Source organism: Halomonas sp. KM007 (assembly GCF_050709225.1).
In the GTDB taxonomy this organism is placed as follows: Bacteria; Pseudomonadota; Gammaproteobacteria; order Pseudomonadales; family Halomonadaceae; genus Vreelandella; species Vreelandella hamiltonii.
Genome location: NZ_CP136131.1, coordinates 192,176 through 213,730, shown reverse-complemented (window position 1 = coordinate 213,730; position 21,555 = coordinate 192,176). Strand labels below are relative to the sequence as shown.

General features: G+C 57.1%; 19 protein-coding genes. 9 read left to right on the top strand and 10 right to left on the bottom strand.

Annotated features, from left to right (window positions below; all coding sequences use genetic code 11):
* Positions 1-46: 46 nt before the first annotated feature.
* The 4 genes from metG to RVM27_RS01025 form a co-directional block, all read right to left on the bottom strand.
* Positions 47-2,083 carry a methionine--tRNA ligase gene (gene metG, locus RVM27_RS01040; protein WP_498941384.1) on the bottom strand — a complete coding sequence of 679 codons (2,037 nt, stop codon included), beginning with the start codon at positions 2,081-2,083 and terminating at the stop codon, positions 47-49.
* Between the two features lie 84 nt (positions 2,084-2,167).
* Positions 2,168-2,449 (bottom strand): hypothetical protein, encoded by a 282-nt coding sequence (locus tag RVM27_RS01035; RefSeq protein ID WP_039178116.1) that lies wholly within the window; start codon positions 2,447-2,449, stop codon positions 2,168-2,170.
* A gap of 132 nt (positions 2,450-2,581) precedes the next feature.
* Positions 2,582-3,763 carry a 1-acyl-sn-glycerol-3-phosphate acyltransferase gene (locus RVM27_RS01030; protein ID WP_096923047.1) on the bottom strand — a complete coding sequence of 394 codons (1,182 nt, stop codon included), beginning with the start codon at positions 3,761-3,763 and terminating at the stop codon, positions 2,582-2,584.
* Positions 3,764-3,827: 64 nt separating this feature from the next.
* On the bottom strand, positions 3,828-4,766 hold the full coding sequence (locus RVM27_RS01025; protein ID WP_287807604.1) for a recombination-associated protein RdgC: 939 nt from the start codon (positions 4,764-4,766) through the stop codon (positions 3,828-3,830).
* 185 nt (positions 4,767-4,951) lie between these two features.
* Here RVM27_RS01025 and RVM27_RS01020 point away from each other — a divergent pair, with 185 nt between their 5' ends.
* The 8 genes from RVM27_RS01020 (at position 4,952) to RVM27_RS00985 (ending at position 15,919) form a co-directional block, all read left to right on the top strand.
* Complete coding sequence (locus RVM27_RS01020) at positions 4,952-5,386, top strand: acyl-CoA thioesterase (RefSeq protein WP_016913749.1); 435 nt, start codon at positions 4,952-4,954, stop codon at positions 5,384-5,386.
* Positions 5,387-5,539: 153 nt separating this feature from the next.
* The gene (gyrA, locus tag RVM27_RS01015) at positions 5,540-8,239 is read left to right on the top strand and encodes a DNA gyrase subunit A (RefSeq protein WP_039178108.1); all 2,700 of its coding nucleotides are present in this window, start codon (positions 5,540-5,542) and stop codon (positions 8,237-8,239) included.
* On the top strand, positions 8,223-9,326 hold the full coding sequence (gene serC / locus RVM27_RS01010) for a 3-phosphoserine/phosphohydroxythreonine transaminase (RefSeq protein ID WP_287807597.1): 1,104 nt from the start codon (positions 8,223-8,225) through the stop codon (positions 9,324-9,326). The genes gyrA and serC overlap by 17 nt, the downstream gene beginning before the upstream one ends.
* Before the next feature lie 5 nt (positions 9,327-9,331).
* Positions 9,332-10,423, top strand: a complete 1,092-nt coding sequence (gene pheA, locus RVM27_RS01005; RefSeq protein WP_039178103.1) for a prephenate dehydratase — start codon at positions 9,332-9,334, stop codon at positions 10,421-10,423.
* Positions 10,420-12,708 (top strand): bifunctional prephenate dehydrogenase/3-phosphoshikimate 1-carboxyvinyltransferase, encoded by a 2,289-nt coding sequence (locus tag RVM27_RS01000; RefSeq protein WP_498957173.1) that lies wholly within the window; start codon positions 10,420-10,422, stop codon positions 12,706-12,708. The genes pheA and RVM27_RS01000 overlap by 4 nt, the downstream gene beginning before the upstream one ends.
* Entirely contained in the window at positions 12,698-13,387 is a 690-nt protein-coding gene (gene cmk / locus RVM27_RS00995) for a (d)CMP kinase (protein ID WP_096923040.1), read from the top strand. The genes RVM27_RS01000 and cmk overlap by 11 nt, the downstream gene beginning before the upstream one ends.
* A 184-nt stretch (positions 13,388-13,571) precedes the next feature.
* Positions 13,572-15,251 (top strand): 30S ribosomal protein S1, encoded by a 1,680-nt coding sequence (rpsA, locus tag RVM27_RS00990; RefSeq protein ID WP_039178097.1) that lies wholly within the window; start codon positions 13,572-13,574, stop codon positions 15,249-15,251.
* 293 nt (positions 15,252-15,544) lie between these two features.
* Entirely contained in the window at positions 15,545-15,919 is a 375-nt protein-coding gene (locus RVM27_RS00985) for a histone-like nucleoid-structuring protein, MvaT/MvaU family (RefSeq protein ID WP_039178096.1), read from the top strand.
* 126 nt (positions 15,920-16,045) lie between these two features.
* On the opposite strand, the gene RVM27_RS00980 is transcribed toward RVM27_RS00985, so the two are convergent.
* Positions 16,046-16,885: a helix-turn-helix transcriptional regulator gene (locus RVM27_RS00980; RefSeq protein WP_039178094.1), complete on the bottom strand. Its 840-nt coding sequence runs from the start codon at positions 16,883-16,885 to the stop codon at positions 16,046-16,048.
* 365 nt (positions 16,886-17,250) lie between these two features.
* Here RVM27_RS00980 and RVM27_RS00975 point away from each other — a divergent pair, with 365 nt between their 5' ends.
* Complete coding sequence (locus RVM27_RS00975) at positions 17,251-17,595, top strand: hypothetical protein (RefSeq protein ID WP_498941387.1); 345 nt, start codon at positions 17,251-17,253, stop codon at positions 17,593-17,595.
* Here RVM27_RS00975 and RVM27_RS00970 read toward each other — a convergent pair.
* The 5 genes from RVM27_RS00970 to RVM27_RS00950 all read right to left on the bottom strand — a co-directional run bounded on the left by RVM27_RS00970 (position 17,592) and on the right by RVM27_RS00950 (position 21,554).
* Positions 17,592-18,464 (bottom strand): DNA replication terminus site-binding protein, encoded by an 873-nt coding sequence (locus RVM27_RS00970; RefSeq protein ID WP_498941388.1) that lies wholly within the window; start codon positions 18,462-18,464, stop codon positions 17,592-17,594. The genes RVM27_RS00975 and RVM27_RS00970 overlap by 4 nt on opposite strands.
* A 17-nt stretch (positions 18,465-18,481) precedes the next feature.
* A complete protein-coding gene (gene yacG, locus RVM27_RS00965) occupies positions 18,482-18,715 on the bottom strand; it encodes a DNA gyrase inhibitor YacG (RefSeq protein ID WP_498941389.1) in 234 nt (77 codons plus the stop codon).
* Positions 18,716-18,730: 15 nt separating this feature from the next.
* Positions 18,731-19,327 carry a dephospho-CoA kinase gene (gene coaE / locus RVM27_RS00960; RefSeq protein ID WP_273681895.1) on the bottom strand — a complete coding sequence of 199 codons (597 nt, stop codon included), beginning with the start codon at positions 19,325-19,327 and terminating at the stop codon, positions 18,731-18,733.
* Between the two features lie 84 nt (positions 19,328-19,411).
* On the bottom strand, positions 19,412-20,257 hold the full coding sequence (locus tag RVM27_RS00955; protein WP_498941390.1) for a prepilin peptidase: 846 nt from the start codon (positions 20,255-20,257) through the stop codon (positions 19,412-19,414).
* 64 nt (positions 20,258-20,321) lie between these two features.
* The gene (locus RVM27_RS00950) at positions 20,322-21,554 is read right to left on the bottom strand and encodes a type II secretion system F family protein (RefSeq protein ID WP_498941391.1); all 1,233 of its coding nucleotides are present in this window, start codon (positions 21,552-21,554) and stop codon (positions 20,322-20,324) included.
* Between the last annotated feature and the right edge of the window lies 1 nt (position 21,555).

Genomic DNA, 21,555 nt, shown 5'->3' with positions numbered 1-21,555 from the left:
GCCATGCCCCTTGCTGGCGTCTGCTGCGCGACTGATCAGGCCAGGCTCAGGTGACTCGCTGACCGGGCTCCGCGCCAGAGTCGGGAGACAGAAGATAGATGCCATCGTTATTAGCGGAAGCCAACACCATACCTTCTGACAGGCCGAAGCGCATTTTTCTCGGAGCCAGGTTGGCGACCATGACGGTCAGTCGTCCTTCCAGCGCTTCTGGAGAATAGGCCGAGCGAATGCCGGAAAAGACGTTGCGGGTCTCGCCGCCCAGGTCGAGGGTCAGCTGCAGCAGCTTGTCTGCGCCTTCCACGTACTGTGCCTTGGCGATACGCGCAATCCGCAGGTCGACTTTGGCGAAATCGTCGAAGCTGATCTCTGCGGCGATGGGATCCTCGGCCAGCGGGCCTTTGGGCGTATTCTTGAGTTTCTGCTCTTCCACCAGATCCTCCTTGGAAGCATCGATCATGGCGTCGATCCTGTCTCGCTCTACCCGGGTCATCAGCGGTTTGAATTTGTTGATGGCGTGGTTCACCAGTACGCTCTGGCGGCTTTCCCAATCGAGGGTATCCAGCGCCAGAAACTCGCGGGCTTGCTCCGCCATGCTCGGCACCACCGGCGCCAGATAGACCATCAGCTGGCGGAACAGGTTGATGCTCACCGAGCAGATTTCCAGCACTTCCTGTTCGCGTCCGTCCTGCTTGGCGAGTGCCCAGGGCTCTTTTTCAGCGATATAGGCATTGGCTTCATCGGCCAATTCCATAATCTTGCGAATGGCGCGGCTAAACTCACGCGCTTCAAAGTCGGCGGCGATATCCTCACCGGCCGAGATGAAGCGGGCAACCATGGCCGGTTCAGCGCAATGTTCGGAGAGCGTTCCGCCGCCGAGCTTTTTGACGAAGCCTGCACAGCGGCTGGCGATGTTCACGACCTTGCCGACCAGATCCGAGTTCACGCGCGCGGCAAAGTCATCGAGGTTCAGGTCAAGGTCGTCGACCTTGGAGGTCAGCTTGGCGGCAAAGTAGTAGCGCAGATACTCGGGGTTGAGGTGTTCGGCATAGGTGGCAGCCTTGATGAAGGTGCCACGGGACTTGGACATCTTGGCACCATCCACGGTCAGGAAGCCGTGACAGTTGACCGCCGTGGGCGTACGGAACTCTGCCCCATGGAGCATGGCCGGCCAGAACAGGGCGTGGAAGTAGACGATATCCTTGCCGATGAAATGGTAGACCTCCGCGTTGGAGTTCGGCTGCCAGAAGCTGTCGAAGTCGATGCCCTGGCGGTCACACAGGTTCTTGAAGCTGGCCAGGTAGCCGATGGGGGCATCCAGCCAGACATAGAAATATTTGCCGGGCGCATCCGGGATCTCAAAGCCGAAATAGGGCGCGTCCCGAGAAATGTCCCACTCATTGAAGCCGGATTCGAACCACTCCATCAGCTTGTTGCGAATCTGGGGCTGAACGTGACCGTCGTTGATCCACTGTTGCAAGAACTCGGCGAAGTCCGGCAGCTTGAAGAAGTAGTGGGTCGAGCTACGCACCTCGGGCGTGGCGCCGGAAATGGCGGACACCGGATTGATCAGATCAGCGGGGGTATAAGTAGCGCCGCACTTCTCGCAGTTATCCCCGTACTGATCGTCAGCATGGCATTTGGGGCAGGTGCCCTTGATAAAGCGATCCGCCAGGAACAGGCCTTTCTGGGGATCGTACATCTGCTCGATGTCGCGGGTCGCAATATGGCCCTTGTCGCGCAGACGCTTGTAGATCAGTTCGCTGTAGTGACGATTCTCTTCGGAGTGGGTGGAGTGATAGTTGTCAAAGCCTACGCCAAAGCGAGCAAAGTCTTGCTGATGGTCCTGAGAGACTCTTTCGATCAGCGCTTCCGGGGAGATGCCTTCCTGCTCGGCTCGCAACATGATGGCCGTACCATGGGCGTCGTCGGCGCATACGTAGTAGCACTGCTGGCCACGGCTTTTCTGAAAACGTACCCAGATGTCGGTCTGGATGTACTCAAGCAGATGACCCAGGTGGATGGCACCGTTGGCATAGGGCAGTGCGCTGGTCACCAGAATGTTGCGTGGAGCAGTGTTGGACATGGTGAAGGTTGATTCCGTCTAGGCAAAAAAAATAAATGGAGTGAGATAAACGTGTGTCGCCACCTGGCATGCAGCCAGCGACAACTAGTACAGCGCCTGCTCTTCCTGAACCACTTCGCGCAGCAGTTCCAAAAACAGCTTGTCGGCATCGGAGTGCTCGGCAGGGTCTTCAGGGATGTGCACGCTGGTGGTGTCGGAAATTTCATTGGCAATGCGCGCCATGATGGCGGGGCTGCTACCTTCCGACAGCTGCTGACGGGCGATGGTCAGCGACTGCTCGAGAATTTTGGGATCCTGAAGAAGCTTGCGAATGAATCCACGCAGTTCGTTGATAATACGAGTTTTTTGGATTTCTGATGCGGACATGGGAATCTCCTTAAGACCACGCCAGGGCAGGTGCCCTGGCGAGACCAATGAATGCCTTGACCATAGCACTTTTTTGCATGTTGAGCATGCAAAGTCACATGACCTGCCTAACACGACCGATGAGCAACCGGATTACAGGCTCAGCCTGCCAGCCTTGTGCTTGACGGGGTTGGCATACTGCTCCAGCCAATAGGGTCGCAGTGCTTCCGGAACCTCGGCAAGCCGCGCCTTGAAGCGTTCGCGGTCCTGGCGGGTGATCGACTTGCGGGCCACCAGCTCGGGTGCTTCGCCCAGCGCTTCCAGGGCCAGGTAGTGGCTCGGGAACAGCCGATAGCCACCGATGACCTGACGGTCGATCTCGGCGGCGACTTCATCAGGGGTCTCCATGTCCGAGCCTACCGGGCTGCCAAAGCGCAGCTGAACGCGACCTTTGGAGCCGGTGATGCCGGAGACGATGGAGCGGATGTCTTCGAATTCGCTTTTGGCATAGCGGCCGTGGGTTGCGATGTCGTGCAGTTCCTGAGCTTTTTGCACGTCACAAGGGTCGTATTCATAGCTGATGGATACAGGCACCAGCTTGAGTTCCGCTACTGCTTCACCAAAGACGATGTCGCGCTCGGCAAGCCGTTTGGCCATGATCAACATCTTGATGATGGCGGGGTCGGTACGGTCGATGCCGTTCTTGGCGCGACCTTCCCGCTGGGCCATCCAGATGGAGTGGTTGTCGTCGGTGATCGAGTGGCGAATGTAGCCGGACAGCTGCTGGTAGGCGGCCAGCATGGCACGTTTTCCCCTGGCGCTGCGCGGCACGATGAAACTCTTGTTCAGGCGCATCAAGTCCGTGACGTAGGGCTTCTTCAGCAGGTTGTCGCCAATCGCGATACGCACGGTGTCACGACCCGCCTGGTAGAGCGCATAGTTGACGAATGCTGGGTCCAGCGAAATGTCGCGGTGGTTGCCGATAAAGAGATAAGCACTGTGCTCGTCGAGCTTGTCCAGGCCTGAAACGTCAAAGGCAGTGGTGGTGGTGCGTATCATCCGTTCCATGTAACGGGCAATGCGCATCTGAAATTCATGCACACTGGTTACGCCCTTGACCTCACGACGCACCGCATGACCGGCCAGCGCCCTGGCCAGGGGTGGAGCCCATTTGGCCATGCGTGGCAGGCGAAAGCGGGTCAAAGCGTCCAGCAGCTCAGTGTCGCGAGAGAGCCGGGCAATAACTTCAGGAACCTCATGATCCATATAGGGCCGAATGTCGGCCCAGGGGTCACTCGTGTCGTCAGCGTGAGGAGCGTTATTGTGTTGAGTCATGCGATCCGTAACGTGTCAGCAAGTAAATGAACGATTCACCGAGAAGGTAGGGGGTTGCCCATCATTAGGTGCCAGATAGCGCACTCGGTTCCCGCTGGGCTTCGCCGCCCAGCCACGCCATGAGACGGCGAATGTCCTCGGACAGCGACTGAGCCATCAAGATGAAATCGGTTTCCAGGCGTGCCAGAGCGTCGTCTCCATCATCGGCATGGTCGGCCTCTTCGATCAATGCATCGCCGAAACGCAGAGATTTCAGAGCAAGGTCATCGTGAAGCACGAAGCTCAGGCGGCCCTCTATCTGCATGGCCAGCTTGCTCGCCTGACGGCCGCTTTCGAGCAGCTGCTGTATTTCGTCGCTATCCAGATCCACCTGTCGGGCGCGCAGTACGCCATCATCGCCTTTCGCCTTCAGCTCGACCTGGTCGCCCAGTTGCAGGTCGGCGGGGCGGCTGGCGGGGTCGCCCAGCCAGGTCGTCATGGCGCGTATTGGAAGCGTCTGGCTGCTGAGTGGCGTTGCCTTGAGGCTGCCCAGCGTTTCCCGCAGCAGGTCCAGCACGTCTTCGGCGCGGGTGCGCGAGCTGGCATTGATGCCGATCAGCTGGTGCTGGGTGTCCCACCAGAGGTCGATTTTCTGGCTGCGCACGAACGCGCGGGGCATCAGCTCTTCAGTGACTTGCTCCTTGAGAGCGGTCTTTTCCTTGCGCGTCACCTTGCGTCCTTCGCTGGCTTCGATGTCGGCGACTTTCTCATCGACTTCTTCCTTGACCACCGAGGCAGGCAACAGACGTTCCTGGCGCAGTGCCGACAGCAGCCGATGTCCCTGGATCTCGTGCAGGCGCTGCCCGCCGCCCAGACGGCCTGCGGGCGCGGTCCAGCCTAGTCGGCGAGCATCCGCACTGCCCAATGGCTTGGCGGCGTGTTCATCCAGCGCGTTGGCCAGGGTGTGGCTGTCGAGCTCGGGCGCGCCGTGCAGGCGATATAGATGCAGGTGCTTGAACCACATGTCACCAATCCTGTTTAAAAGGTGGCACATTATGTCGAAAGCAGCTCTTTCCTGCCAGCACTCTGGCGTTCCGTCATGTTGTTGCGCTAGTTTTAAACTTGTGTTTGATTTGTGTGGAGGCACGCTGTCTGTCGCCGGCAGGTGCCTGCACCTGCTGATCACTGTCATCAATAAAAGAGGTTGCCATGTCTGAAGCGATTTCCAGCGTTACCATGCGGGTGCGAGGCTACCACCTGGACGGCTACGGCCACGTCAACAATGCGCGCTACCTGGAGTTCATGGAGGAGGGGCGTTGGGCATTTTTCGATGAGCACCCGCAATTGATGAAGCAGCTGCATCAGGCGAAGCGGGCGTTCGTCGTGGTGAATCTGAATATCGATTACCGTGCGGCAGCCTTGCAGGGAGATGACTTGACGGTTCAGACCGGCATCATCGACGTGAATGAGCGCAGCGCGCTTTGTCATCACCGCATCGTGCGTCAGGATGGCAGCGTGGTCGCCCAGGCGGATCTGACCTTCGTGCTGCTGGACATGCAGCAAAATCGCGCGGCGACCATCGAGGGTGACGTGCGTGAAGCGCTTATGGGGCTACAGGTCGGCAAAGAGGCCTTTTTGGCTTAAATAGCAATGGAGGTGTCACCGACTGCCCTTGATGCGTATGCAGTGGTATGATGTGAGCGACTCTGCGCGCCGCCTTGATGGTTAGCTAAAGGCGGCATTTTCAAGCGCTTTCAACTCTCGCAGTGCCAATGCAGTGCAAAGGATCTGACTTTCATGGGTGACATCGCCAGAGAAATCTTGCCCGTCAATATTGAAGACGAGCTCAAGCAGTCGTACCTCGACTATGCGATGAGTGTCATTATTGGTCGTGCGCTCCCCGATGTGCGCGACGGCCTCAAGCCGGTTCATCGCCGTGTGCTGTTTGCCATGCATGAGCTGGGGAATGACTGGAACAAACCGTACAAGAAGTCGGCGCGTGTCGTCGGCGATGTCATCGGTAAGTACCACCCCCACGGTGACAGTGCGGTGTATGACACCATCGTTCGCATGGCGCAGCACTTCTCCATGCGCCACGTGCTGGTCGATGGTCAGGGTAACTTTGGTTCCATCGATGGCGATAACGCGGCTGCCATGCGGTATACCGAGGTGCGCATGGCGCGTCTGGCCCACGAGCTGCTGGCGGATCTCGAAAAAGATACCGTCGATTGGGTCGATAACTACGACGGCACCGAACGTATCCCCGAGGTGCTGCCCACCAAAGTGCCGAACCTGCTGATCAACGGCTCATCGGGCATTGCCGTGGGCATGGCCACCAACATTCCTCCCCATAACATGCGGGAAGTGATCGATGGTTGCCTGGCGCTGATCGACGACTATACCTTGACCGTTGATGACCTCATGCAGTACATCCCCGGGCCTGATTTCCCCACCGGCGGCATCATCAATGGTCGTGCCGGCATTCTGGATGCCTACCGCACCGGGCGTGGACGCATCTACGTGCGCGCTTGTCACACCATCGAACACGATGACAAGACCGGGCGTGATCACATCATCGTCACCGAGCTGCCTTATCAGGTGAACAAGGCACGGTTGATCGAAAAGATCGCCGAGCTAGTCAAAGAGAAAAAGATCGAGGGCATTGCCGAACTGCGCGACGAGTCCGACAAGGATGGCTTGCGTGTGGTGATCGAAGTCAAGCGCGGTGAGTCTGGCGAGGTCGTGGTCAATAACCTGTTTGCCCAGACCCAGCTTCAGAACGTCTTCGGTATCAACATGGTGGCGCTGGAAAATGGCCAGCCGCGCACGCTCAATCTGAAAGAGATGCTCGAGGCGTTCATCCGTCATCGTCGGGAAGTCGTCACGCGGCGTACTCTGTTCGAACTCAAGAAAGCGCGTGAGCGCGGTCATCTGCTGGAAGGCCTGGCCGTCGCCATCTCGAACATCGATGAAGTCATCGAGCTGATCAAGGCATCGCCCAATGCCGCCGAAGCCCGCGAGAAGCTGCTGGACAAGGTATGGCAGCCGGGCCAGGTGACGGCCATGCTGGAGCGTGCCGGTGCCACCTCCTGCAAGCCCGAAGACCTGGATGAAGGGTTTGGACTGAACCCCTCGGCCACCGAGTATCGCCTTTCGCCTGCACAGGCTCAGGCGATTCTGGAACTGCGTCTGCATCGCTTGACCGGCCTCGAAACCGAAAAGCTGCTGGATGAGTACCTGTCGATTCTCGAAAAGATTGCCGAGTTCACAGAAATTCTTGCCTCTGCCGACCGCCTCATGGAAGTGATTCGGGAAGAGCTGCATGCGGTGCGCGACCAGTTTGGCGATGACCGTCGCACGGAAATTCAGGCCAGCCACCTGGACCTGTCCATCGAAGACCTGATTGCCGAAGAAGACATGGTGGTCACGGTGTCACGTTCGGGCTACGCCAAGACGCAGCCGCTTTCGGACTATCAGGCTCAGCGTCGGGGTGGTCGCGGTAAGTCCGCCACGGCCATGAAGGACGAGGACGTCATCGAGCATCTGCTGGTTGCCTCGACCCATGACACGGTGCTGCTGTTCTCCAATCGTGGCAAGGTGTATTGGCTGAAGGTGTATGAGATGCCCAACGCCAGCCGTGGTTCCCGCGGCAAGCCGTTGGTGAACATGCTGCCGCTGGAAGAGGGCGAGTCGGTCAACGCCATCCTGCCTGTGCGTGATTACGACCCCGAGCACTACATTTTCTTCGCCACCGCCAACGGTACCGTCAAGCGCACCAGTCTCGAGCAGTTCTCTCGCCCGCGCAGCGTGGGCTTGATTGCCATCGATCTGGAAGAGGGCGACCGCCTGGTGGGGGCTGCGATTACTTCGGGCAGCGACCACGTCATGCTGCTCTCCTCCAATGGCAAGGCGATTCGTTTCGAGGAAGGCAACGTGCGCGCCATGGGCCGTACCGCTCGCGGTGTGCGCGGCATGCGCCTGCTGGACGACGCGGAAGTGATCAGCCTGATCATTCCCAAGAGCCAGCAAATCGATGCCGAAGCGGACGCCGATGCCGAGCAGGAAGCCCCGGCAGATGCCGCCGAGCTGGCGCAGAGCGATGGTCAGATCTACATCCTCACCGCCAGTGTGAAGGGCTATGGCAAGCGCACGCGCCTGGAAGAGTTCCCGCTGCGTGGTCGCGGTGGGCAGGGCGTGATTGCCATGCAGACCAGCGAACGCAACGGCGCCCTGGTGGCGGCCATGCAAGTGTATGACAGCGATGAAATGATGCTGATCACCGACCGTGGCACGCTGGTGCGCACGCGGGTGGAAGAAGTGTCGATCACGTCGCGTAATACCCAGGGCGTGATGCTGATTCGCCTGGGCAAAGAAGAGCAGCTGGTGAAAACCGTGCGTGTCGATGAGCCCGAAGATACGGGAGCGCCCGAGGCGGTCGAGCCAGACGAACAAGACAATGGCGCACAGGAACCGGGAACCGATGACACGTCATTATAATTTTTGCGCAGGGCCCGCAGCCCTGCCTGTTGCCGTACTGGAGCGCGCTCGCAGTGAGCTGCTCGACTATCAGGGGCGCGGTTTGTCGGTGATGGAAATGAGTCATCGCAGCGATGAGTTCATTGCCATTGCCGAGCAGGCAGAAGCCGATCTGCGGTCTCTGCTGGGCATCCCTGATCAGTACAAGGTGCTGTTTCTGCAGGGCGGTGCCAGCATGCAGTTTGCCATGCTTCCCATGAACCTGCTGGGTGGGGGTGGTAGTGCCAACTTCATCCAGACGGGCATTTGGGGCAAGAAGGCGCTGAGCGAAGCCAAGCGGCTCGGTTTTGCCTGCCATGTGGCGGGCAGCAGCGAGTCCAATGGACATCTGGCGGTGCCTGACGAAGCTTCCCTGTCGCTCAGCAGCGACGCGGCCTACCTGCATTACACCTCCAATGAAACCATTGGCGGGCTGGAGTTCGACTACGTGCCAGACGTCACCCGTGCCGATGGCAGCGACGTGCCCCTGGTCTGCGACATGTCCTCCAATATCTTGTCGGGGCCTGTCGATGTCAGCGACTTCGGGGTGATTTATGCCGGGGCGCAGAAGAACATCGGTCCGGCGGGATTGACCATCGTGATCGTCCGCGATGATCTGTTGGGCAAGGCGCCTGCAAGCGTCCCTTCGCTGTTCGACTACCAGATGCTGGCTGACGCAGGGTCGATGGTGAATACCCCGCCTACCTATGCCTGGTACCTCTCGGGCCTGGTGTTTCAGTGGTTGAAAAACGACATTGGCGGGCTGGACGCCATGGACCGCATGAACCAGCGCAAGGCGCAAAAACTTTACGCGGCCATCGATGGCAGTGAGTTCTACAGCAATCCTATCGCCACAGCCAATCGGTCGCGCATGAACGTGCCGTTCGTGCTGGCGGATGACCGGCTGGAAGGTGCCTTCCTCAAGGAGGCCGACGAGGCCGGGTTGCTGAATCTCAAGGGTCACCGCAGCGTCGGCGGCATGCGTGCCAGCTTGTATAACGCGGTGCCGGAAGATGCGGTGGATGCGTTAATTGCCTTCATGGCAGATTTCGAACAACGAAGAGGCTAACCCCCATGTCCGATACGCCGATCAATCTCGACGACTTGCGTCAACGTATCGACCAGCTGGATGGCGATATTCTGCGTTTGATCAGTGAGCGGGCCAACTGTGCCCAGCAGGTGGCTCATGTCAAGCTGGCTCAGGACAAGGATGCGGTGTTCTACCGTCCGGAGCGCGAAGCCCAGGTGCTGCGTCGTATCATGGCGTTGAACAAGGGGCCTTTGGACTCAGAAGAAATGGCGCGGCTGTTTCGCGAAATCATGTCTGCCTGCCTGGCGCTGGAGCAGCCGGTCAAGGTTGCCTACCTGGGGCCTGAAGGCACCTTCACCCAGCAGGCCGCGTTGAAGCATTTCGGTGAAAGCGCCGTCAGCCTGCCGATGGCAGCCATCGATGAAGTATTCCGGGAAGTGGAGGCGGGGGCCGTCAACTATGGCGTCGTTCCGGTCGAGAACTCCACCGAAGGGGTGGTCAATCACACCCTCGACACGTTCATGGACTCTTCCATCAGGATTTGTGGTGAAGTGGTGTTGCGCATTCACCACCATCTCTTGATCAGTGAAACTACGCGTCAAGAGAAGGTGTCACGCATCTATTCGCACCCTCAGTCGTTCGGTCAGTGCCGCAAGTGGCTGGATGCTCACTACCCTCATGCCGAGCGGGTGCCGGTCTCTTCCAACGCTGAAGCCGCCAAGCTGGTGAAAACCGAGTGGCACAGCGCCGCAATTGCCGGCGACATGGCCGCCAAGCTGTATGGCCTCGAGCGCATTGCCGACAAAATCGAAGACCGACCGGATAACTCCACGCGCTTCCTGATCATTGGCAATCAGGACGTGCCCATGTCGGGCGAAGACAAGACCTCCATCGTCGTGGCAATGCGTAACCAGCCCGGTGCGCTGCACGATTTGCTGGAGCCCTTCCATCGCCACAAGATCGATCTGACGCGTATCGAAACGCGGCCCTCGCGCACCGGTGTGTGGAACTACGTCTTCTTCATCGACTTCAAGGGCCACCGTGACGAGCCCCAGGTGGCTGCGGTGCTGGAAGAAGTTCGCCTGCGCGCCTCTGAACTGCGGGTGCTGGGTTCCTACCCTCAGGGTGTGCTGTGACGGTTCCACCTTCTCTTGCACCTCGGGTGGCGTGTGTCGAGCCGCGCATTCTGATTGTCGGCCTTGGCCTGATCGGCGGCTCTTTGGCCGCCGCCTTGCGTGCCTCGGGCTACGCTGGCCAGATCATCGCCTGCGACCCCAATGAGCAGGAAGTGGCATTGGGCATCGAGCTGGGGCTGGTGGATGCCGGCGGTGTCGAGCTCGCCAACTGCTTGAAAGACGTTTCCATGGTCGTGCTGGCGGTGCCGGTGCTGGCCATGGAAAGCGTGATGAGCACGCTGTCGCGTTCTCTCGATCAGGCGGCTCCCGATGTCGTTATGACCGACGTAGGCAGTACCAAGGCCACCATACGTGACTGCGCCGAGCGCGTATTCGGCCGTGTCATGCCCAATATCGTGCTGGGTCATCCTATTGCGGGCTCCGAGAAAAGCGGTGTGGCAGCCGCCAATCCATCGCTGTACGTCAATCACAAGGTGATCTTGACGCCGGAGCCGGATGTCGACCCGGTAGCGCTGGCGCGAGTAGAAACCCTGTGGAGAGCCTGCGGCGCCGACGTGCTGCAAATGAGCGTCGAGCGCCATGATCAGGTGCTGGCGCGCACCAGTCACTTGCCCCACTTGCTGGCGTTTTCACTGGTGGACACGCTGGCGCGGCAGGACGAGCGGCTGGATATCTTCCGCTATGCTGCGGGCGGGTTTCGTGATTTTACCCGTATTGCAGGCAGTGACCCGGTCATGTGGCGCGACATTTTCGTGGCCAATCGTGACGCCGTGCTCTCTTCTCTGGATGATTTCGAAGCGGGGCTCAAGCGGCTGCGTCACGCGGTGGAAAGTGCCGACAGCGATGCGATGATTGCCACCTTCGACCGAGCCAGTCATGCTCGCCACTATTTTGATACGTTATTGAATAAAACCAGTTATCAGGCGGAATATCATATGCAACCACACGGTCAAGTGACTTATCGCGTGCAGCCAGGCGGCCAGGCGCAGGGGCGTTTGCGGGTGCCGGGCGATAAATCCATGTCTCACCGCTCGATCATGCTTGGCGCGTTGGCCGAAGGAGTGACCGAGGTCAAAGGCTTCCTGGAGGGCGAAGATAGTCTGGCCACCTTGCAGGCCTTTCGTGAAATGGGAGTGGCCATCGAAGGCCCGCACCAGGGGCGTGTGACCATTCATGGGGTTGGTATGCACGGCCTCAAGGCGCCGGCAGGCCCGCTGTATGTAGGTAACTCTGGCACCGCCATGCGCCTGTTTGCCGGGCTGCTGGCGGGTCAGGCGTTCGATAGCGAATTGACCGGTGATGAGTCACTCACCAAGCGCCCCATGGGGCGTGTGGCAGACCCGCTGCGCCTGATGGGAGCGACCATCGACACGGCAGAGGGTGGCCGTCCGCCATTGAAAATTCATGGCGGCGCTGCGCTGAAAGGCATTCATTATGATATGCCCATGGCCAGTGCTCAGGTGAAGTCGTGCCTGCTGCTGGCAGGGCTCTACGCCGAGGGAGAGACCCGCGTGCGCGAGCCAGCGCCGACCCGCGATCATACCGAGCGGATGCTCAACGGGTTTGGCTATGCCGTTTCTCGCGAGGGCGACACCTGCTGGCTGCAGGGCGGCGGTCAATTGACGGCGGGGCCGATTGACGTACCCTCCGATATCTCTTCGGCTACCTTCTTCCTGGTCGCCGCGGCCATTACCCCTGGTTCCGATATCACGCTGGAGCACGTGGGTATCAACCCGACGCGTATCGGTGTCATCAATATTCTGACCCTGATGGGCGCTGACCTGACGCTTGAAAACCAGCGCGAGGTAGGCGGTGAGCCCGTGGCCGACATCCGTATTCGCCATGCGCCGCTGAAGGGTATCGATATTCCTGTCGATCAAGTGCCGCTCGCCATCGATGAGTTCCCGGCGCTGTTCATTGCGGCGGCCAATGCACAAGGCACCACGCGGCTGCGCGGAGCTGAAGAGCTGCGCGTCAAAGAGTCGGATCGTATTCAGGCCATGGCAGATGGTTTGGCGACTCTGGGGGTCGAGCATACGGTCGTGGAAGACGGCATCGACATCATCGGTAATGGTGACGAGAGCGTGCCGAGTTACGGCGGTGGCCGCATCGATAGCCTCGGGGATCACCGCATTGCCATGGCGTTTGCGATTGCCTCCCTGCGCGCGGGTGCCGAGATCGTCATCGACGATTGCGCCAACGTGGCGACATCCTTCCCTGACTTCGTTGCGCTGGCTCAGCGTATCGGGATGCGTGTCGATGTGGAGGGCCCCCATGGCCGCTAACGTACCTGTGCTGACGATCGATGGCCCTGGCGGTGCCGGTAAAGGCACGATCAGCAGTCTGGTGGCTGAGCGACTGGGCTGGCATCTGCTGGACAGCGGTGCGCTCTATCGGTTGACGGCCCAGGCGGCCGTCAAGCATCACGTGGCGCTGGATGACGAAGCGGCGCTGGCCGATATTGCGGCAACCCTGGACGTTGCTTTCCCCGTGGAAGAGGGTCAGCCACGTACGCTGCTGGAAGGCGAAGACGTCAGTCGGCTCATTCGTACCGAGCAAGCGGGTGAGTGTGCTTCCCAAGTGGCCGCATTGCCGCAGGTGCGCGCTGCGCTACTTCAGCGGCAACGGGATTTCTGTCAATTCCCCGGCCTGGTGGCAGATGGGCGCGATATGGGCACGGTGGTGTTTCCAGAGGCGCCGCTGAAGATTTTTTTGACCGCCAGTGCGGAGGAAAGGGCGCGTAGACGGCATCTGCAGTTGCAGGAATCGGGGGTGGATGCTAGTCTGTCGAGTCTTTTGAAGGAGATTCAGGCACGCGATGCACGCGACACGCAGCGCAGTGTGGCTCCGCTCAAGCCGGCAGATGATGCCATTACGCTTGACACCACGCGCCTGAGTATACCGGAAGTGGTTGATCAACTGACCGAGCTGCTTGCCCAACGGGGCATGTTTGACGGCGCTTGATTCTCCCTTGCGGCGTTTTTGGAAAGGTGTCACGACGTGGCAGGGCGACAGTAATACCTTAGTGAGCCCGGTCAGGTCCAACCAGCGCTAACGCCTCCAGAAGCTGAATGACATTAGGCCCGTACTCGCTGGTGGTACGGAGAAGGCAGTTATGCCTCAACAACGTTGATCACGTAGGAAAACCATGAGCGAAAGCTTTGCTGAACTGTTTGAACAGTCCCTTAACGACATCAACATGGAGCCGGGCGCCATCGTTGCGGCTCAAGTTGTCGACATCGACGGTGACTGGGTTACCGTCAACGCTGGTCTGAAATCCGAAGGTCAGATCCCTGCGGCACAATTCCGTGACGAAAATGGTGAGCTGACCATCGCGATCGGTGACGATGTGCACGTTGCGCTGGAAGCCGTGGAAGATGGCTTCGGCGAAACTCGCCTGTCCCGTGAAAAAGCCAAGCGCGCAGAAGCTTGGAAGATTCTGGAAGCGGCCTTCGAGAAAGACGAAATCATCAAAGGCGTGATCAACGGTAAAGTCAAAGGCGGCTTCACTGTCGACGTCGACTCCATCCGTGCCTTCCTGCCGGGCTCTCTGGTTGACGTTCGTCCGGTTCGCGACACTGCGCACCTGGAAAACAAAGAGCTGGACTTCAAAGTCATCAAGCTGGATCCGAAGCGTAACAACGTCGTTGTTTCGCGTCGCGCCGTGCTTGAAGCCGAAAACAGCGCCGAGCGTGAAGCACTGCTGGCGACGCTGCAAGAAGGTCAGCAAATCAAGGGTATCGTCAAGAACCTGACCGACTACGGTGCTTTCGTAGATCTGGGCGGTGTCGATGGCCTGCTGCACATCACCGACATGGCGTGGAAGCGTATCAAGCATCCGTCTGAAATCGTTGCCGTTGGCGACGAGATCAACGTCAAAGTGCTGAAGTTCGACCGTGAGCGCAACCGCGTTTCTCTGGGTCTGAAGCAGCTGGGTGAAGACCCGTGGGTCAACATCAAAGAGCGCTACCCGGAAGGCATGAAAGTGCAGGCAGTGGTCACTAACCTGACCGATTACGGCTGCTTCGCCGAGCTGGAAGAAGGCGTCGAAGGTCTGGTTCACGTGTCTGAAATGGACTGGACCAACAAGAACATCCATCCGTCTAAAGTCGTTCAAGTGGGCGACGATGTTGACGTCATGGTGCTCGATATCGACGAAGAGCGTCGTCGTATCTCCCTGGGTATCAAGCAGTGCACTGCTAACCCGTGGGAAACCTTCAACGCCGAGTACAACAAGGGCGATCGCGTTTCTGGTACCATCAAGTCCATCACGGACTTCGGTATCTTCATCGGCCTGGAAGGCGGTATCGACGGTCTGGTTCACCTGTCCGACATCTCCTGGACAGAAACCGGCGAAGAAGCGGTTCGCAACTTCAAGAAAGGCGACGAGGCAGAAGCCGTTATCCTGTCTATCGACCCCGAGCGCGAGCGCATCTCTCTGGGTATCAAGCAGATGGATTCCGATCCGGTTGCCGAATACCTGTCCGTCAATGACAAGGGCAGCATCGTGACGGGTCGCGTCGTGGAAGTTGACGCCAAAGAAGCTCACATCGAGCTGGCTACCGACGTCATCGCGATTCTGAAAGCCTCTGAAATCAGTGCTGACCGCGTTGAAGACGCGCGTAACGTGCTGAGCGAAGGCGACAGCGTCGAAGCGCGTATCGTCAGCGTTGACCGCAAGAGCCGTCAGATTGCTCTGTCCGTGAAAGCCAAAGAGCAGGATGACACGCGTCAGAACATGAAGAAACTGCGTGAGCAAGAGCCGGAAGCTGCCGGTGGTCCGACCACGATTGGTGATCTGATCAAGCAGCAAATGGGTCAAGACTAATTTAGTCCTGTCTCGAAAAACGCCGCCCTTGGGGCGGCGTTTTTGTTTCTGTGGTTTTAAAATACGTTGTGATTAAGCATTGCAGGCGTTGCTATAAAAGGGGTTTGCAATTGTCATGGCGCCTTTAAATAGCGCAAGAGTGTATAAAATTGTTTAGTAAAGGCGCTAAAATCAACTAGACTATTGTCAATCAGCGGATTTAAGGCAATAATGTGTCCGCATCCTGAAATAGTCGGTGTTGAGTTTCCCGGCTCAGTGCCAAGGTAGTTATCTTCATTCTAAAAGGACCTCCTATGTCTCTGTTAAATGATTACATCCAAAAAGAACAGCAGCTTAAGCAGCTTCAGGAAGAACTGCAGCGCTTGGAAAACGACCAGCGTCTGAAAAGTGAGCTCGAGTTTAAAGCCAAGCTGGAAGCGTTAATGACCGAGTTCGGCAAGCGCCCTGGTGATGTCATCGCTCTGCTGGACCCCGCTGCTGACCAGCGTGGCGCTCCCAAGGCACCGGCTGCTGCTACTCGCCGCAAGCGCCGCCTGAAGATCTACAAGAACCCGAACACGGGTGAAGTGATCGAAACTCGCGGTGGTAATCACAAAGGCCTGCGCAGCTGGAAAGACGAGCACGGCGATGATACCGTCGAGTCTTGGCTCGTTCGTCTGGAAGATTAAGTTTCTCGACCGGCATTTCTTCCCAGAAGTGCCGGTTTTGTTTTAGCGGTATCGCAGTGTTGCCATCGAGGCCAGGTAATGCTCTCCATAACTTCCCGGCCTCTTTCGTGCATCGTCGTACAGTGACTATGTAAGGCGTTGCAAGGGTACCTTGAGTTCCAGGTGCTCCTTGCGCCACAGCACATGAGGTGCGCCCCCGCTAATGTGATAAAGGCTCTGGTGATAGTGCAGTTGACACAGTGTCGCCGTCAACGCATCAGCGAGCTCGCTAAAATCATCAAATAGCGTTACCGCATAGTGTTGTGAGGGAATATCGATACGTCGATATTCTACGGGTAAGGCTACGCTATCGGTGCCCGTCTGGTTTTCGAGATGCAGCCCGATATCGGTGCGTAATTTATACTGCTTTGTCGTACTGTTGAGCGCAGAGATCTTGTCTGCCAGCAGGTCGGGGAGAGCCACAGCGGGCGTAGAGCCGCCGAGCTGAGCTTCCAGGCAGGAGAGATGGTTGGAGTGGCGCTTGCGGTTGCCCAAGCCGCTAATGGCGTGTGCCGCTTTGTAGATACGCATATAGACGGCTTGACGAGGGCTGCCTTGCTTTATATCCGTGGTAAATGACTTTGCCGGGGGTATCAGGTGATGCATATCGTTGACAGCTTGGCGATAATGCCTGGGAGACAGCTGGTAGCGTCGTTGAAAAGCGCGTGAAAAGGAAGAATGATTCACATAGCCGCACTGCGCGGCGATATGCGCTATATTTTGCTGGGTCAACGACAGCAGCACTGCTGCACGCTCCAGTCTCCGTTGCTCTCGGTACGCTCGGGGCGACATGCTGAAGCATTGGCGGAATTGACGCCGCACCTGTGATGCTGAATATCCCAAGTGACTGGCAAGATCTTCGATACTCAGTGGTTGATCAAGCGAGTCTTGCAGCCAGATCTCAGCTCGCGACATTGCATTGAACACTATCTGGCCTCCTATGCGTGGTTCAAACAGGTAGCTTGTGACTGACCTGTCAGTGCACTCTCCCGGTGCGTATGGGTACTCATGACCTGGTAGGCCATCTCTGGTGGCAGTATGTGCCAGGGCATGGAGATAGACAGAGTGGCTGTTCCTTGCCGACGATGACGTAAAAGGTATTAGCTTAAATCACCTGTTCGGTTAATCATTGTTACCGATGGTGAGGTCTTCGCGCTGCTGTCTTTATGCTTCCAAGCGGTAGCAAAGGCAAGTTTGCACTTCAAGAATACGCGTTTGTGCACAGTTTTTGATTAAAATGGCCTGTTCTCAGGTTTGTCGACCATTTTTCGTAAGGTGTAGATGAAACATCAATGAAATATCACAAGGTTTCTAAACAGCTGGATGAGCGTGAGAAGCTGCGCAAGTTTCGTGAGCTGGATGACGCCTTTGCCCAAGCACTGCGTCAGTTGGAAGATCCTGATAGTGACTTTGATATTCCAACAGGGCCCCCTGTACGCTCTTTAGCGGCGCTTGAGGCTGATGATCAGGCTGAGCGGCAGAAGGAACAAGATCTGCTGTTCAGCCAGCGCTTCAAGGCCTTGCTGAAGGAGTATGATTTATCAGAGGGTGGAGTAAGCGAACTGATACAGACGCTATTGGCCTACGGACTATGGGAGGTGGATCGCATGCCCGCCCAAAGTGGCAGTGGGCACTAACGGTAGCGATATACCCGCAAGCTGGGTAGAAATACGTCACTCTCCAGCTTTTCATCCCGACGCTTTGCCCGCGTACGCTGCGCGGGCGGCTCTAGGGGCGGCATTTTAATATGTGGCAAGCGATTTTCAGGGGCGGGAACAATAAGCGGCATGGCAATATTTAATGCGCGCCGGGTATGGCCGTCCTCTAGTGGTTCTGTAAAAAACAGGTTGCCGCGCATGAGCGGGGCTTGGTTTTGTACCTGTGCTAGCGGTTCGCTGCCTGGTATTCCCGCTAGTCTACGTAGCTGAATGCGGATATGTGGCGAGTCGGTATCTAACTGCAAGAGTTTTTGCTCTGCTTCTTGTACGGTAATTTTTTTTATTGAGCGGCCACTGCTATACCAAGCAAAGCGAACGCGCGATACCGGTGCCGGGGCAATAGGAAGGTGCCGCCAACACTGCTTAAGGTGCAAGCGCGCCAAGCCACCCTGACGCAGCACGTTATCCACGTCTGGGTGGCGTTGAGGCAAGCGGTGTTTGGCTTGGCTGAGTGTATTTGGCTGTGCCTGTTTAATATGCTGAAGCAGGTCGCTAATGTGTGCTTTAGCGCGGTTAACCGCCGTAAACTTTTCAAGTAATTCATCATCTGCTGCGATAAGCGCAATGTAGTTACGCGTCTCGCGCCCATCTTGGCCCTGTTGATGCCACATATCGAGCAGGGCTTGGCGTAGCCAAGACCTACCCCCAGGGTAGGACTGAAAGTGCCATGTGGCTGATTGCTGCTGCTCATAATAAGTGGCTGCATGATCTATAGCTGCCATCAAGTCATCGAAACGGGCATCCAGCTCATGCAGCAAGTGGTAAACGGGCAAGGCATTATCGTTCATGGTAGAACACTCATGGGCTAAGAGAGCGGGGCGTCTCTATCCGCTTGGGCAAGCAGCGTGTCCAAATCGGCTTCATCCATCGCGGATTCGCCCGAAATGCGGTGAGACTCTTCCGCCCAAGCGCCTAGGTCAAGCAGCTGGCATCGTTTGCTGCAAAAAGGGCGGTAGGCGCTCTCTGGGCTCCAGACGACTGGCTTGCTGCATTGAGGGCAAGCGACCTCTAGCGGTGCATCGTTAGCGGGTGTTGGCATAGAACTCTCCTTGAGCTAGAGGTATTTATTTCGGTAGTGCTGATCAAGCTGCGTTACCTGTTGCATCATCGAAGCATGGTCTCCGCTGTTATCAATAACATCATTGGCCTTAGTAAGGCGCTCTTCACGGGGAAGCTGGGCGGCGAGAATAGCATGCACTTGAGCCTCGCTCACGTCGTCTCGCGCACGTGTCCGCGAAAGCTGCAGCTCAACGGGCACATCGACTACAACGGTGCGATCCACCAGTTTGTCTTGGCCTGACTCAAATAACAACGGCGATACCAGCAGCACATAAGGTGATTGGCGCTGTAAGCGCTCTAGATGTACGAGAATGCGTTCGCGCACGCGAGGATGGGTCACCGACTCCAGCCATTTGCGCTCGGCAGGGTTGTCAAACACAATGCTGCGCAAAGCTGCACGGTTTAATGTGCCATCAGCGTGTAGTACATCATTTCCGAAGTGTTCGCTGATAGCCGCTAGCGCCGGTTCGCCAGGCATGACGACTTCCCTGGCCACATCGTCGGCGTCTACCCAGCCGATTCCCAGCGAACCAAACGCCCGAGCAACGGTAGACTTACCGGAACCGATACCGCCTGTTAACCCAACAATCATGGCTGTTCCCTAAATAGTGGCGCTGCTCATCGTCATGGGCATAGATAATAGCTGGCCACAGTAAGATGGACGAAATGACCAATGCTAATATAGCAGTGACGTATAGAGCGCCATCAGCTCATCGCCCGCTAATAAGCAAACCCAACCCGCCAGGGCTAGAAAAGGGCCAAAAGGCAGCGGCTGGCCGCGCAAATGAGGGGAGCTTGCTTGCGCCGCCAGGCCAACAAGGGCACCAATGCCTGCTGAAACGATCAACAGTAATGGCAGCATGGGCCAACCGACCCAGGCGCCTAACGCCGCTAGCAGCTTAAAATCGCCAAACCCCATACCCTCTTTGCCCGTTAATAGCTTAAACAGCCAGTAAAAGCTCCAGAGGATTAAGTAGCCAGCCATGGCACCGATTACCGCGCTGGGCAACATAATGGGCTGAAAGAGCAGCTGATAGAGCAAGCCCGCCCAGAGCAAGGGCAGGGTTAACATATCCGGCAGCAAATACGTACGAAAATCGATAACCGCCAGCGCCAAAAGTGTTAAGCAGGCCGCATAAATAAACAGTGCGCTTGCTGTTGTGCCATAAAGCGCCACAACGGCCACCGCTAATAGCCCGCCCATCAGTTCAACCAGTGGGTACTGTGCACTAATGGGAGATTGGCAGTTTGCGCACTTACCGCGCCGTTTTAACCAGCCAAGCAGCGGTAAGTTATCATGCCACGCAATCGGATGCTCGCAGCGCGGGCACATCGAACCAGGGGTTGCGAGATTAAAGCGGGGCGCTGTTTCTACCGGAAACTCCAGCGAAGCTAGGGCTTCATTGCGCCAGCGCCTCATCAGCATGACCGGTAGGCGAGTAATCACCACATTTAAAAAGCTGCCAAAACAAAGCCCGAGTAGAAGAGCAGGCGCCCACTCGAGCGGTGAAGGGAGATACATAAATATCCTTTTTAATTGCCTGAAAATAGGAGAGGCCACCGAGGGCAGCGCATGTAGAAAACGGCTATAACGCAGAGCCTAAATTGAAAATTGGCAAGTACATGGACACGACAACACCGCCGACTAATAAGCCCAGCACAACGATAATAACGGGTTCCATTAACGATGTGAGTGCATCCACTTTGTTATCAACTTCCTCTTCGTAATAATCTGCCACTCGATTCAGCATGGCATCTAAAGAGCCTGCCTCCTCACCGATACTGACCATTTGAACCGCCAGGGCTGGAAAACGATTTGTCATGCGCATCGCAAAATGTAATTGCTGCCCCGTCGCCACGTCTTGGCGAGTTTGCACCACGGCGTGTTCGTAAACCTTATTGCCGGTTGCTCCGGCGGCTGTGTCTAACCCTTCTACCAGTGGGACACCGGAAGAAAATGTGGTGGCCAATGTGCGAGAAAAACGCGCAACCGCAGATTTATGCATGATGTCGCCGATAATCGGTAATCGAAGTAGTAATGCATGCATGCGGTAAGCGATATTTGGTGAACGCTGGATGCCTTGTTTAAGCAAGAATATGGCCGCTACCAGCGCGCCAAATGCTGTTAGCCAGTACTGTTGGGCAAGCTTCGATAGATTTACCGTCATTTGCGTAAGCGCAGGTAGTTCCGCCCCGAAGCTTTGAAACATGCTTTCAAATTCAGGGACCACTTTCACCAGAAGCAGCATGGTAACCGCTATGCCAATCGCCATGACCGCAGTGGGATACCACAGCGCCTTTTTAACACGTGCTTTCAGGGATTCTACTTTCTCTTTATAGGTTGCAACGCGATCCAGCATTTGATCTAGGGAGCCTGCTTGTTCACCAGCATCTACCAAGTTAACAAACAGGCGATCAAAATGTTTTGGGTGTTGGCGAAGTGCATCCGAGAAGCTAGAGCCAGAAGACACATCGCTCATCATTTGCTGTATCAGGGCCACCATGGCCGGTTTTTTTAGGCTTTCAGCGACTACTTGAAGCGCTTGTAAAAGTGGGATGCCTGCTCGAATCATGGTGGCCATTTGGCGCGCAAACACCATGATGTCGTTAGGGTTGATGCGGCCGTTGCCGCCAATGCTGCCTTTTTTACTGATACGCCGAATATCAATATTTTGTTTGGCGAGTTCGGCGGTGACTTCCGCTTTGCTACGGCCGATCATTTCGCCGCTTAACGTTCTGTTTTGGGGGCCTTTGCCTATCCACTTCCAGCGCGATAACTTGATGGCGGGAGTTTGGCGCCTACGAGCACGTTTAGCCATG